This is a genomic window from Limnohabitans planktonicus II-D5, from assembly GCF_001270065.2.
GTDB lineage: Bacteria > Pseudomonadota > Gammaproteobacteria > Burkholderiales > Burkholderiaceae_C > Limnohabitans_A > Limnohabitans_A planktonicus.
The window spans coordinates 25,886-39,745 of sequence record NZ_LFYT02000017.1 but is presented as its reverse complement, the minus strand read 5'-3'; the positions used below and the strand labels follow the sequence as shown (position 1 = coordinate 39,745).

Annotated in this window: 12 protein-coding genes; 4 read left to right on the top strand and 8 right to left on the bottom strand. The window is 61.3% G+C overall.

The window, feature by feature from the left end; translation table 11 throughout:
* Positions 1-13: 13 nt before the first annotated feature.
* Positions 14-1,510: a TolC family protein gene (locus H663_RS33525; protein ID WP_053173348.1), complete on the bottom strand. Its 1,497-nt coding sequence runs from the start codon at positions 1,508-1,510 to the stop codon at positions 14-16.
* 3 nt (positions 1,511-1,513) lie between these two features.
* A complete protein-coding gene (locus tag H663_RS33520; RefSeq protein ID WP_053173346.1) occupies positions 1,514-2,308 on the bottom strand; it encodes a SapC family protein in 795 nt (264 codons plus the stop codon).
* Positions 2,309-2,371: 63 nt separating this feature from the next.
* Here H663_RS33520 and H663_RS41350 point away from each other — a divergent pair, with 63 nt between their 5' ends.
* Positions 2,372-2,629: a hypothetical protein gene (locus tag H663_RS41350; protein WP_133240027.1), complete on the top strand. Its 258-nt coding sequence runs from the start codon at positions 2,372-2,374 to the stop codon at positions 2,627-2,629.
* Between the two features lie 589 nt (positions 2,630-3,218).
* Here H663_RS41350 and H663_RS33515 read toward each other — a convergent pair.
* From H663_RS33515 to mltA, 3 genes are all read right to left on the bottom strand, one after another.
* Positions 3,219-4,004, bottom strand: a complete 786-nt coding sequence (locus H663_RS33515) for a class II aldolase/adducin family protein (RefSeq protein ID WP_053173652.1) — start codon at positions 4,002-4,004, stop codon at positions 3,219-3,221.
* Positions 4,005-4,475: 471 nt separating this feature from the next.
* Entirely contained in the window at positions 4,476-4,745 is a 270-nt protein-coding gene (locus tag H663_RS33510) for a YkgJ family cysteine cluster protein (protein ID WP_083451205.1), read from the bottom strand.
* Complete coding sequence (gene mltA / locus H663_RS33505) at positions 4,742-5,971, bottom strand: murein transglycosylase A (RefSeq protein WP_053173343.1); 1,230 nt, start codon at positions 5,969-5,971, stop codon at positions 4,742-4,744. The genes H663_RS33510 and mltA overlap by 4 nt, the downstream gene beginning before the upstream one ends.
* Between mltA and H663_RS41645 the strand changes: the two genes are divergently transcribed.
* Entirely contained in the window at positions 5,904-6,047 is a 144-nt protein-coding gene (locus H663_RS41645; RefSeq protein WP_165803918.1) for a hypothetical protein, read from the top strand. The genes mltA and H663_RS41645 overlap by 68 nt on opposite strands.
* A gap of 968 nt (positions 6,048-7,015) precedes the next feature.
* Here the strand turns inward: H663_RS41645 and H663_RS33500 are convergent.
* Positions 7,016-8,167 carry an alkane 1-monooxygenase gene (locus H663_RS33500; protein WP_053173341.1) on the bottom strand — a complete coding sequence of 384 codons (1,152 nt, stop codon included), beginning with the start codon at positions 8,165-8,167 and terminating at the stop codon, positions 7,016-7,018.
* A gap of 215 nt (positions 8,168-8,382) precedes the next feature.
* Here H663_RS33500 and H663_RS33495 point away from each other — a divergent pair, with 215 nt between their 5' ends.
* Both H663_RS33495 and brnA read left to right on the top strand, forming a co-directional pair.
* On the top strand, positions 8,383-9,972 hold the full coding sequence (locus tag H663_RS33495) for a GMC family oxidoreductase (protein ID WP_053173340.1): 1,590 nt from the start codon (positions 8,383-8,385) through the stop codon (positions 9,970-9,972).
* A 142-nt stretch (positions 9,973-10,114) separates the two neighbouring features.
* The gene (gene brnA / locus H663_RS33485) at positions 10,115-10,357 is read left to right on the top strand and encodes a type II toxin-antitoxin system BrnA family antitoxin (protein WP_053173338.1); all 243 of its coding nucleotides are present in this window, start codon (positions 10,115-10,117) and stop codon (positions 10,355-10,357) included.
* A 256-nt stretch (positions 10,358-10,613) separates the two neighbouring features.
* On the opposite strand, the gene gap is transcribed toward brnA, so the two are convergent.
* Both gap and tkt read right to left on the bottom strand, forming a co-directional pair.
* A complete protein-coding gene (gene gap / locus H663_RS33480) occupies positions 10,614-11,621 on the bottom strand; it encodes a type I glyceraldehyde-3-phosphate dehydrogenase (protein WP_053173337.1) in 1,008 nt (335 codons plus the stop codon).
* Between the two features lie 137 nt (positions 11,622-11,758).
* Positions 11,759-13,789 carry a transketolase gene (gene tkt, locus H663_RS33475; RefSeq protein ID WP_053173334.1) on the bottom strand — a complete coding sequence of 677 codons (2,031 nt, stop codon included), beginning with the start codon at positions 13,787-13,789 and terminating at the stop codon, positions 11,759-11,761.
* Between the last annotated feature and the right edge of the window lie 71 nt (positions 13,790-13,860).

The following is a 13,860-nucleotide window of genomic DNA, read 5'->3' as shown; positions in this document are numbered from 1 at the left end:
GAGATCTCTCCGATCAGGGGCGTGTGGCAGGCGCGATCGCGGGCGCAGTCGGCAAGGTTGCGTTGGCAGGTGCCGGGCCAAACAGCCCCACCAAAGCCGGGAAGTCGTCGTGGCCCAAGGTGGCCACCAGTTGCTTGAGCTTGACCATGTTCAGGATCTGGTCGTAGCGCACCTGGGCCAGATCGCGCAGTGCGCCATGCAAATCGCGTTCGGCATCGAGCACGGCTGTCACCGGGACCAGGCCATTGCGAAAGGCCGCAGCGCGGTGGGTGCGCGTGTCCTCAAACGCTTTGACCGAGGCGCGAATGGCCAGCTCGCGCTGGGCACCGGCGTGCAAGCTGCTGTAGAGCGTGCGGGCCTGGCGATCGACTTGACGGGTGATGCGCTCGACCTCCTGCAAGGCAGCGCTGTGTCGGTGTACCGCTTGCTTGACCAAGGTGTTCGTCACCCCACCTTCATAAATGGGGTAGACGAAATTGATCATGGTGTCTCGGCTGCTCACGTCACTGCCGCCGCCGTACAGGCTGCCGCCTGCATCGCGGCGGTTTTGGCTCACGACCAGGTCCAGCGTCGGGGCATAGCTGGCACGGTGGCGGGCGATCTCGGCCTGTGCCACCTCTGCGGCACCACGACGGGCCTTGAGCTGGCTGTTCTGTACCAAGGCGCGCTCCACCCAATCTTGAACATGGTTTGGATCAGGTCGCGGCAGCACCGCATCTTGACGCAGCACGGGCAGTTGCGAGGGCTGAAGATCGAGCGGGCCGGTGATTTCCGACAAGGCCAGCATGCGGTCGCGCAGTTCGTTCTCGGCGGCCAAAATCTCGGCCTGGCGCAGCTCATAGCGGCCCAGGACTTCCGAGAGCACATAGTGGGCGACCTGGCCGGCCAGGCGCTTGGCCTTGACCAGACGCAACTGGGCGGCAATCGCATCACGCTCGGCAACCGCCAGGCCCAGCGCATCACGGGCTGCCAGCACGGTGATGTAGGCGGTGATGGCGCGGGTGAGCAAATCCAGCTCGGCCGCCTCCAGCGCAAAGGCCGATTGACGTGTCGATGCCTGCGCCTGATCGAGCTTTCGCCAGGCGGCCAGGCGCATCAAAGGCACGGTCAGGGACAGGCCCATGGTGCGGGTCGGGTATGAGGCTGCGCCTTGCTTGTAGACCTCGTTTTCAGTGCTCAGCACGCGCTGCTGGCTGCGGATGCTGGAGCTGCTGGCTTGCAACTGGGGCAGCAGACCCGCGCGGGCTTCATCGGGTGAGAGCAAGACCGCGTCGTGCTCACGACGCACGGCACCGATTTGGGGGTCGTTTTGGCGGGCCCGCTCGATCACGGTGAGCACATCCAGCAGGCCCGCAACCGGGCCACCCATGGCGCTGTTCGAGGCAGTGGCTTGGGCGGGCGCAGCAGCAGATGCAGGCGGTGGGGCCGTTTGGGCCTGCACCGGTGCCGCAGAGCCCATCAGCGCCAGGGCCGCAGCGATCATGCCGAGCCGGTGCATGGCGGCGGCCATGGCTCAGACCTCCACCAGGGCTTCGTCGTTGACGGGGGCCGGGGCCGCAGCCTCCTGCGCCTGCTCCAGCAGACGCTGCGACAGACGCCCCACCAAACGGCTCAGGTTGTGGATGGACACCAGATGGGCATAGGCCAAGGGCAAAGCGCCGCTGGCGTGCAATTTGGCTGTGTGTTCGGCGTCCAGGCGGCTGAGTTTTTCCTCGTCGACCACCATGAAACCATCGAGTTTGCGCTTGAGACCTCCGGGCATCTCCACATCGATGACGCGGGCCACCAGCAAGTCCGCATCGACCAGCTCACGCACCAACTGGTTGGACACAAGCATCTCACGTCGAAACTGCCGCATGAAGTCGATGACGCCCTTCAGATAAGGCGTTTCCTGCCCTTGCTCATCGAACAAGGCCTCACCCTCAATCTCATTCAGACCAGAAAAAGCGCTGTCCACGCAGACCGTGAGGTTCTCGTCCTGGCCATCCTCGGCCAAAACAAAAGGGTAACGTCGCACAAAGGCCGGCACATAGGCGGCGGGGTCCCATTGACCCTGTGCATCGACATACAAGTTTTCGGCCTCGCGCAGCCCCAACAAGGCCGCCGCAACCACAGCACCTTGCTGAGCGTCCCCCACAAAAACAATGGGGTAATGGGTGGCCGCCAAGCCGAATTCTCGAGCCGCCAGGAACACGGAATTGGTGCGCGCCGCAAACGGACAGTCACCCGTTTGGAGCTTGATGCGGAGGTTTTTGTGGGCATTACGGTCGATGGCCACCGGTTTTTCGTACAACACAAGCTCAGTCATAAGGTCTTTCTGGTGCGCGTTGGGAACTCAAAAGGTCCATGCCTTGTTTCATTATAGATATTTATGACATTTAAAGTGTCAAAAACACCATTTAAATCAAAAACACGCAGCTTTCAAAATCAGCCAAATTTGCCGGGTACAAGGGGCGCAGTCCAAGAACTTGGTGAAGTACTCGTGTTCAGTGCATCAAGGGCAGGGCCTCATCGCGAGAAACTTGTAACGTGGCAATCCAGCTATGACGCCTGCAAGGGCATTGATGCCGGATCAAGCACAGCAACTGGATTGCCACGCTTCGCTCGCAATGACGATGCTCGTGCGTGATACCACTTTCTCCGTCATTGCGAGGAGCTTGCGACGCGGCAATCCAGCTATGACGCCTGCAAGGGCATTGATGCCGGATCAAGCACAGCAACTGGATTGCCACGCTTCGCTCGCCATGACGATGCTCGTGCGTCTTAACACTTCACCCGCTTTCACGCGTTGGCGCACCCCGCCCGCTTGCTGCTGAGCGGCAGTCCAGCGGATGGGGCAGGCACATGGCCGACAGAACCGACGGGCTCTGCCGCCACGGAGACCAGGCCGACGCAACCCAGGGCCAGAGCCGCCCAAGGACGAAATGAGCACTGTGTCCGTACGCCGTGAGGTCTGGTATTCGAGGAAACGGAGAGCAAACTCACAGCAAGCCTTTGGTATTGACACCAACCAGTCAAAACCCGACGATGACAAATACCTGAACCCCACTTTGATTCAACACAAATATCCCCGCATAAGCCGTGCCCGCCCACACAGACACTCGCAGGACGACGGCTTGAGCTTAAGCAGGGCACCTGCGACCAAGGACGAACGTCGAAGCTGAAGCTGCCGACTTACACGGCACACAACAAAAACGGTCTGATGCAGGTCGGCAGCTTCAGGCCGCGTACCCAGGACTTTCGCGCTGCAGTTTGCGCAGCAAAGACGGCCACACAAACTGACCGCCTAGGCCGCCGGTCTGCACGCGTGAGGCATGCGCCACGCCGTCCAGAATTTGCGGGTTCACGGCGGTCAGGTCTTGCGCCCCGGCTTGTCCGGCCAAGGCATCGACCTGAATGCGGCAGGTGTTCTCAAATGTGTACATGGCCAAAAACGCATCGGCAATCGTCTTGCCCACGGTCAGCAAGCCGTGGTTGCGCAGCATCAGGTAGTTGGCGTCGCCCAGATCGGCTTGCAGACGGGTTTTTTCATCGTCACGAATCGCTACGCCCTCGTAGCCGTGATAAGCCAGCGAAGCCAGCACAAAAGTGCTTTGCTGGCTGATGGGCAGCACGCCATGCTTTTGCGCGCTGACGGCCACACCTGCCCGCGTGTGGGTGTGCAGAACGCAGCCGGCGTCATGCCGCACTTCATGCACCGCACTGTGGATCACAAAGCCCGCCGGGTTCACCGGAAACGGGGTGTCGTGCAGCTTGTTGCATTGCATGTCGACCTTGACCAGGCTGGACGCCGTGATCTCGTCAAACATCAGGCCATAAGGGTTGATCAGGAACTGATCTTGTCCGCCTGTGACCGAGTCGGGCAACTTGGCGGTGATGTGCGTGAACACCAGATCACTCCAGCCATACAGCGCCACCAGCCGGTAGCAAGCCGCCAAATCCAGACGCAACTGCCACTCATCGGGGTGCACGCTGTCCTTGAGTGAGGGAATGTCAAACGCCATGGCCAGAACTCCAAAAAGGTCCAGCTTAACCAGAAGCTGCGCCTTGAAATGACGTGTTGGTGACTGGCGCATGCGTCAATGGTCAATCAAAAACGTCGGGGTCTTCGACCGCCGCACGATCAATCACCGCAACCCCGTAGGTCGGCACTCGAAGAGTCCGACATGTGCCCGCAGCACCCCAGCTGCCCCGCACAAGCACCAGCGCGGCATGCAAGCAAACGTCGGGGTCTTCGACCGCCGACCTACAAATACATTCTTCGGTGTCTTCGACCGCCGCCCGATCAATCACCGCAACCCCGTAGGTCGGTACTCGAAGAGTCCGACATGTGCACGCATCAACCCAGCCGCCCGCACAAGCACCAGCGCGGCATGCAACCAATCGTCGGGGTCTTCGACCGCCAAACGAGAAATCACCGCAACCCCGTAGGTCGGTACTCGAAGAGTCCGACATGTGCCGTCAAACGCCAGCTCTCAAGGCCGTGTCAGCGCTTCCAGCTGGGTGAGGTAGGCCCGCGCAAATTGACCGGCGTCGTCTTGCGGGCCGCACATCTCCAGCGACGCGGCCAGTTGGCCGCAGACGGCGGGGCGGCTTGGCAGGCCGAAGATTTTGCAGCGCAGGTGTTCATCCAGCTGCACGCAGGGCACGCCTGCAGGTTTGCCTTGTGGCATGCCGGGAATGGGTGTTGAAATGGACGGGGCGATGCAGCAGGCCGCGCAGCCGGGGCGACAGGACAGGCTCATCGTGGCCACAAAACCCACAGTTGCAAAGGCTGCTTCAGGCGTCCGGCCAGATCGCCCGCCGCCTGGCCGGAGCCCGCGTAATAGTCGGCCCGCACCGCACCCACAATGGCTGTGCCCGTGTCTTGCGCCAGCACCAAGCGGTCCAGCGAGGTTTGCGGTCCGGGCGAGCGCAGCCACACCGGCGTGCCATACGGGATGCTGCTGCGGTCCACGGCAATCGAGCGCCCGGCCGTCAGCGGCACACCTTGCGCGCCCTTGGGGCCAGGCGGGACTGCATTTGCGGGCAAGGCCTCTTCCTTGAAAAACACCACACGCGGGTTTTGCCAGAGCAATTCATTGACCCGCGAAGGGTTGCGCGCGATCCAGTCCTTGATGCCCGGCCAGGAGGCATCGCGGATCAGGCCCTGGTCGAGCAGCCACTTGCCAATGCTTTTGTAGGGCTGATCGTTGGTGCCCCCAAAGGCCAGACGTACCATGCGCTGGCGGCCATCGGGCTCGGTCACGTTGACCAGGCCAGAGCCCTGGATGTGCAGCACCATCGCATCGACCGGATCGGCCAGATAAACCAGCTCTTTGCCCCGCAAGGCGGCGCGCACGGTCGAATTCGTCTCCATCTCCTTTCGCGTGTACCAGGGTTTGCGGCGGGCCAAATCGGCAGGGGCGGCGTACAGCGGCACATTGAACGCCCCAAGCGGCAAGCGAGATGCATTGAGCACCGGCTCGAAATAGGCCGTCAGCAAACCCTCGGCCCGCTGGTCGTGCGACTCGACACGGTAGGGCTGCAGCTTTTGCCGCATCCAGTTGCGCTGGGCTTGCACCGAATCCCCCGCCAACTGCTGCACTTCGGGGCACAGTTGCGCCCAGGGCTTGGTCGGGCGCTGACAGCTTTGCAGCCAGGCGGGCCAGGCTTCGTGCACGGCGTCCGCCTCCACGCCCGGCAGTTCGGACCAGCGCACCGGCACCCAGCGGCTTTGCGCTTGCGTGATCACGGGGGGCAAAGTGGTGGTGTCCTGCACGCTGGCAGGCGGCGGTGGGTAGCCCGAACTGGGCGGGGCTGTTGCCACCGGGGCGGTGCCGCAACCGGCCAGGCTGCCTACAATCGCGGCCACCACCGCAACGGCCCACCAGGGCTTGAATCGGAAAAAAAGGAGTTGACGCATGGGACTGATTTTGTTGGAAGCTTTGGCTGCAGGCTTGATTTTCGTGCTGATTGTCTGGTGGACCATGTTTTCCGGCCGACCCAAAGGTGAAAGACCCCAAACCAAGGACTCTTCTGAGGGAAAAGATCCCCACGGGCAATAAGCCCACGAAGCGCATGTTCGTAAGCTTCCCCTTTTTTGATCCGGCACGGTGTAGTTTGAAATGTGTGTGACATGTCATCTCGTAGGTCGGCACTCGCAGAGTACGACATGATGGGTTCTGCTCAGGCCAACGTCGGGGTCTGCGACCGCCGACCTACAAATCACCGCCATCTCGCAGGTCGGTACTCGCAGAGTCCGACGTTATGGGTTTCTGCTCAGGCCCACGTCCGGGTCTTTGACCGCCGACCTACAAATCACCGCCATCTCGTAGGTCGGCACTCGCAGAGTACGACGTTATGGGTTCGGCACAGGCTCATGTCGGGGTCTGCGACCGCCGACCTACAAATCACCGCCATCTCGTAGGTCGGCACTCGCAGAGTCCAACGTTATGGGTTCTGCTCAGGCCAACGTCGGGGTCTTTGACCGCCGACCTACAAATCACCGCCATCTCGTAGGTCGGCACTCGCAGAGTCCGACATGATGGGTTCTGCACAGGGCCACGTCGGGGTCTTTGACCGCCGACCTACAAATGACCGCCGTCTCGTAGGTCGGTACTCGCAGAGTCCGACGTTATGGGTTCTGCTCAGGCCAACGTCGGGGTCTGCGACCGCCGACCTACAAATCACCACCATCTCGCAGGTTGGTACTCGCAGAGTTGGACGTTATGGGTTTCGGCACAGGCTCATGTCGGGGTCTTTGACCACCGACCTACAAATCACCGCCATCTCGCAGGTCGGTACTCGCAGAGTCCGACGTTATGGGTTTCTGCTCAGGCCAACGTCGGGGTCTTTGACCGCCGACCTACAAATCACCGCCATCTCGTAGGTCGGCACTCGCAGAGTCCGACGTTATGGGTTTCGGCACAGGCTCATGTCTGGGTCTTTGTGCTCAAGACATTGAAAACATCACGCACAGGGGCGGGCTCCTGCAGAAACAATCAAGGCATGACTGGCTTTGCATTGACAGCGCTCAGCCCCAACGCTGCATGAGCCGCCGTCTGGCCGAGGCTTGCAGATTCACCCGTTGCAAGTTCCCGCCATAGTGCGCCATGACGCGGGGGTCCATCCACGCAAACCAAAGGGGCGGCAGGTACCCCACCGTGATCATGCTGGCGTAGCCTGCGGGCAGTTGCGGCGCGGCTGCGAAATGCCGCAGCGCCTGGTAGCGGCGGCTGGGGTGCGCGTGGTGGTCGGAATGCCTTTGCAGTTGGTACAACAACAAGTTGCCCACCAGGTGGTTGCTGTTCCAGGAGTGCTCGGGCTCGCAGCGTACATAGCGGCCAGACGCGTCACGTTGGCGCAGCAAACCGTAGTGCTCCACATAGTTCACCACCTCCAGCATGGAGGATGCATACACGGCCTGCACCAGCAAAAAGGGCAAAGCCATCCAGCCCAGCCATGCCACCAGTGCGCCAAACAAGAGCAGCGTCAGGCCCCAGGCTTGCAGGTTGTGGTTTTGCAAGTGCCAAACGCTGTGGCCTTGTTTGTTCAGGCGCTCTTGCTCCAAAGCCCAGGCCGACTGCAGGCTGCCCCACACCGAGCGCGGCAAAAAGGCCCAAAAACTTTCACCCATGCGTGCGCTGGCCGGGTCTTCCGGGGTGGCCACGCGTTTGTGGTGACCTCGGTTGTGCTCCACAAAAAAGTGGCCGTACGCACTGGGCGCCAATGCGATCTTAGACAGCCACCGGTCAAGGGTCTCCTTTTTGTGGCCCAGCTCATGCGCGGTGCCAATGCCAATGCCGTTGATGGCCCCCACCGTGAACACCAAGGCGGCATAGCCCAGCCAGGTCAAGGGCTGACTGACGGCGATCCAGGCACCCAACACCGTGCCGATCATTTGCAGGGGCACATAGGCCCACACCATGGCGCGGTAAAACACATCGGCATCGAGTTGCGCCACCGCCGATTCGGGTGGGTTGCTGAAGTCCTCGCCCAACACGCGGTCGAGCACGGGCAACAACACATGGATGATCAGCGGGGCCAGCAGCATGCACCACCATTGGCCTGTGTAGACGAAGGCCAGCAAGGAGCTTGTGAATGTCAGGGGAATCGACGGGCTCAGCAGCCACAGCCAGCGCTTGTCTTGCCATGCCTCGTCGAGTGGGATGCTTGGACTGTTCACGGCTGATGCCTGCTGAAGCGTTTCGGGCCAACAAACTCAAGAACGGTCCACATAACTTGTCTCCCAATGTGGTGCCATTGTGAGGGGTGTTGGGGCCAACGAGATGTCGCCATGGCATGGGGTTTGCTGGGAAAAACCCTGATACACACAAGACAGGCCAAGGCACGCTGAAGCCCTTATATTGGCCACACAAAACATTTGGACGGGGGGAATTCATGGAATTTGACTACGTGATCGTGGGCGGCGGCTCGGCCGGGTGTGTGCTGGCCAGTCGCTTGAGCGAAGACCCCAGCGTGCAGGTGGCCCTGATCGAGGCCGGACCGCCCGACACGAGCAACTTGATCCATTGCCCCGCAGGCATTGCGCTCATGGCCCGCACCGAAATTGTCTCGGAGGGCCTGAACACCGTGCCGCAGCCCGGCTTGAACGGCCGCATCGGTTTTCAGCCACGAGGCCGCACCTTGGGGGGCTCCAGCTCGACCAATGCGATGGCCTACATCCGTGGCCAAGCCGTGGATTACGACACTTGGGCCGACATGGGTTGCCAAGGCTGGTCCTGGGCCGAGGTCTTGCCCTACTTTCTGAAGGCCGAGCACAACGAGCGCATTCACAACGAATGGCATGGCCAAAACGGCCCTTTGAACGTGGCCGATCTGCAAAGCCCCAATGCGTTTGCCAAGCGCTTTGTCGAGGCAGGCGTGCAAGCCGGTTTGGCGCACACCACCGACTTCAATGGCCCCACACAAGAAGGTGTGGGCCTGTACCAAGTCACGCAGAAGGCGGGCGAGCGTTTCAGCGCGGCCAAGGCTTACCTCACGCCCAACTTGGGCCGCACCAATTTGCATGTGATGACGGGCGTGACGGTGGACCGCATTGGCCTGGTGGATGGCGTGGCGCGGCAGGTGCATGCCTTGCAAGGCCGCCAGCCCTTGAGCTTGACGGCCCGGCGCGAAATCATTTTGAGTGCGGGTGCTTTCCAGTCGCCCGCCATCCTCATGCGCTCAGGCATTGGGCCTGCTGCGCATTTGCAAAGCCTGGGTATTGAAGTGCTGCACAACTTGCCTGGCGTGGGCGAAAACCTGCACGACCACCCGGACGCCGTGCTGGTGGCCGATGCGCCGGGGCAGACCGATTTGATCGGCGTGTCTCCCCGTGGCGCATGGCACACCTTGCAGGCCCTGTGGGCCTGGCGGCAACACCGCCAAGGGCGTCTGACCACCAACTTCGCCGAGGGCGGCGCGTTTTACAAAAGCCGCCCCAGTGAGTCGCACCCGGACATTCAGCTGCACTTTGTGGTGGCCAAACTGGTGGACCACGGCCGCCAACTGACGCTGGGGCATGGCTATTCGCTGCATGTGTGTCTGCTGCAACCCGACAGCCGGGGCCGTGTGCAATTGGTCGACCGCAATCCGCAAAGCGCACCGCTGATTGACCCCCAGTTTTTAAGCGACCCGCGTGACCTGCAGCGCTTGCGAGATGGGGTTCGGCAAGCTCAAAACATCCTGGCCCAACCCGCATTGGCCGCGTATGGCAAAGAGTGGGCTGCGTCTGCCGATGCACGCAGCGATGAACAACTCGATCACTGGATTCGCCAACACGCCGACACGGTCTACCACCCGGTGGGCACCTGCCGCATGGGCCAGGACGAGATGGCAGTGGTGGATCCGCAGCTGCGCGTGCACGGCGTGCCCGGCCTGCGCGTGGTCGACGCCTCGGTCATGCCGCGCATCGTGAGCGGCAACACCAATGCGCCGACGATCATGATTGCGGAGAAGGCGGTGGATTGGATACGCGCAAAGCATTGATGCTTTTCACCCGGCAGCTTGTGGGTGCGAAGCTTGGTTTTATGTTGTTCGTTGTGATGGCGTGCCTCTGAAATTACCTACCGGTGCACCCATATCCGATTGATATCCGTGCGTCGCGCACGCACAGAAGAGGTGGCACTTTATGAAAGCTAAAAAGTTCGAGCAACAGTTCGATGATGGCGCCGACATCACGGCTTCTTTGGACTTGTCCAAAGCCAGGCGCGTGCTGCAGGATCAGAAGCGGGTGAATGTTGATTTTCCAACTTGGATGATTGACTCGCTGGATCGCGAAGCCAGCAAACTGGGGGTGACGAGGCAGTCCGTGATCAAGGTCTGGCTGGCCGAGCGCCTTCAGGCGACGAATTCTATTCATCCGACCCTGTGAATTTTTTTCATCGTCACCCCGTAGGTCGGTGGCAACAGAGCCGACATTGCTGACTTCGGCGCAGGCTGCATGTCGGCTCTGTTGCCGCCGACCTACAAAATTCTTGACCATTGAAAACGTCACAGAACCAAGCTGGCTGTTGCGGGCTTTGACGGATGCGCTTGCTTTTGTCGGACTCTGCGAGTGCCGACCTACGGGGAAGTAGTCAATCGGTGTTGAGGTGCTTCGCATGTCGGCGGTCGAAGACCCCGCGGACTCACTTCTTCTTAGCCACCACCCGCACCATCTCCAGGCACTGCTTGGCGTAGCCCCATTCGTTGTCGTACCAGGCCACGATCTTGACGAAGCTTTTGTCGAGGGCAATGCCTGCGGTGGCGTCGAACACGCTGGCGCAGGATTCGCCACGGAAGTCGGTGGAGACGACTTTTTCGTCGGTGTAGCCAAGCACGCCTTTGAGCGCGCCTTCGCTTTGGGCTTTCATTTCGGCGCAGATTTCGGCGTAGCTGGCCTCGCTGTTCAACTCCACCGTGAGGTCAATGACCGACACGTCAGAGGTCGGCACGCGGAAGGCCATACCGGTGATCTTGCCCTTGATCTCGGGGATCACCACGCCCACGGCCTTGGCGGCACCCGTGCTGCTGGGGATGATGTTTTCCAAGATGCCACGGCCTCCGCGCCAGTCTTTGCGGGACGAGCTGTCCACGGTCATTTGGCTGGCGGTGGCGGCGTGCACGGTGGTCATCAGGCCGCGCTTGATGCCCCATTTGTCGTTGAGCACTTTCACAACAGGTGCCAGGCAGTTGGTGGTGCAGCTGGCATTGGACACGATGGCTTCGCCTGCGTATTTTTTGTGGTTCACGCCATAGACGAACATGGGGATGCTGTCTTTGGACGGGGCCGAAATCACGACTTTTTTGGCACCGGCCAAGATGTGCATTTGGCTGGTGGGCTCGGTCAGGTAGTGGCCGGTGCATTCGAGCACGGTGTGCACGCCCATCTCGCCCCAGCGCAGGTTGTGTGCGTCGCGTTCGTGCGAGAGTTTGATTTTTTTGCCGTTGACGATCAGGGCGTCGTCGGTGAAGTCCACCGTGCCATCAAAGCGGCCGTGCACGCTGTCGTACTTGAGCATGTAGGCCAGGTAGTCGGCGGGCTTGGGGTCGTTGATGCCGACGATCTGGATGTCGTCGTAGCCGTGCTTGAGGGCGGCGCGCAGTGCCAGACGGCCGATGCGGCCAAATCCGTTGATACCCAGCTTGATGGTCATGGTGAGAGCCTCAGGAGATAAGTTACTAAACCGTTACGTAACCGGATTTGAAATCAAGACCCTTTCAGAATCCTGATCCCGGACGTGGCATCAGCGCCTTGCGGGCGCTGATGGAGTCCGGCCGGTCAGTGGCCTTTTCAGGCCTTGAGCAGCGCAGCGTGGACGGTGTCGGCCACGTTTTCGGCGGTGAAGCCAAAGTGTTTGAACAGCACAGGTGCGGGGGCCGATTCCCCGTAGGTGTCGATGCCGACCACGGCGGCGCAGCCGTACTTCCACCAACCGTCGGTAGAGCCCATTTCGACCGCCACGCGGGGCAGGCCTTTGGGCAAAACGCTTTGCTTGTATTCGCTGTCTTGGCGGTCAAACACATTGGTGCTGGGCATGGAGACCACGCGCACACCGATCTTGCGTTCGGCCAGCAGCTTTTGCGCGGCCAGGGCCAGTTGCACTTCGGAGCCGGTGGCGATGATCACGCCGTGGGTTTTCTTGATGCCGACTTGCTCGGGCTCGGACAACACATACGCGCCACGGCTGATGTCACCCAGATCGCTCTTGGGCGAGTAGGCCAGGTTTTGGCGCGACAGCAGCAGGGCCGATGGGCGGTTGGCGTTTTGCAGGGCCACGGCCCAGGCCACGGTGGTTTCGGCCGTGTCGGCAGGACGCCACACGTCCAGGCCAGGGATCAAGCGCAGGCTGGCGGCGTGCTCGATCGACTGGTGGGTCGGGCCGTCTTCGCCCAAGCCAATGGAGTCGTGGGTGAAGACGTGGATCACGCGCTGCTTCATCAGCGCTGCCATGCGGATGGCGTTGCGTGAGTAGTCAGAGAAAGTGAGGAAGGTGCCGCCGTAGGGGATGTAACCGCCATGTAACGCGACGCCGTTCATGATGGCGGCCATGCCGAATTCGCGCACGCCGTAGTTGATGTGGCGACCGATTTTCCCGTCTTCGGTTTTGACCACATCACCGGCCAGGTCCACGCGGAAGGCGGGGGTGCTCTTGGTGTTGGTCAGGTTGGAGCCGGTCAGGTCGGCCGAGCCACCCAACATTTCGGGCAAGGCAGCGGTGAAGGCTTCGAGGGCCAACTGGCTGGCCTTGCGGCTGGCCACGGTCTCGCCCTTGGTGTGGGCAGCTACCACGGCGTCAAAAGCCACCTGGTTGAAGTTCTTGGGCAAGTCGCCCTTCATGCGGCGCACAAACTCTTTGGCTTGTGCGGGGAAGGCGGCTTTGTAAGCGGCAAAGGTGGTGTTCCACTCGTCTTCGCGGGCTTTGCCTGCGACTTTGGCATCCCAATCGGCGTAGACCTCTTTGGGGATCTTGAAGGGCTCGGCCGTCCAGCCCATGGCTTCGCGGGTGAGTTTGATTTCTTCAGCGCCCAAAGGCTCGCCGTGGGCTTTGGAGGTGCCAGCACGGTTGGGCGAGCCCTTGCCGATGGCGGTTTTGCAGACGATCAGGGTGGGCTTGTCAGCGCTGTGGCGGGCAGCGGCAATCGCGGCCGACACGGCAGCAGCGTCATGGCCGTCCACAGCGTCGATCACGTTCCAGCCGCAAGCGGTAAAACGCTGGGGCGTGTTGTCGATGAACCAAGGGGCCACTTGCCCGTCGATCGAGATGCCGTTGTCGTCGTACAGCGCAATCAGTTTGTTCAGCTTCCAGGCACCGGCCAGGGCCACGGCTTCGTGGCTGATGCCTTCCATCAGGCAGCCGTCACCCAGGAACACATAAGTGTGGTGGTTGACAATCTTGTGGCCTTCTTGGTTGAACTCGGAAGCCAGCATTTTTTCGGCCAGCGCCATGCCCACGGCGTTGGTGATGCCTTGGCCCAGCGGGCCGGTGGTGGTTTCCACGCCGGGGGTCACGCCCACTTCGGGGTGGCCTGCGGTTTTGCTGTGCAGGGTGCGGAAATTCTTGATTTCTTCGATCGGCAACTTGTAGCCGGTCAGGTGCAGCACCGAATAGATCAGCATGGAGCCGTGGCCGTTGGACAGCACAAAGCGGTCACGGTTGGCCCAGTGGGGGTTCTTGGGGTTGTGTTGCAGGTGATCGCCCCACAGCGCCACCGCCATGTCGGCCATGCCCATGGGGGCGCCGGGGTGACCGGAGTTGGCTTGTTGAACAGCGTCCATTGCGAGCGCGCGGATGGCGTTCGCCATTTGTTGTTGATTGGCCATGTAGGTCAGCTCCGGGGGGGGTATTCTGGAAAACCCGAGATTTTAACGGGTGTACGCACAGACCCTTGCGC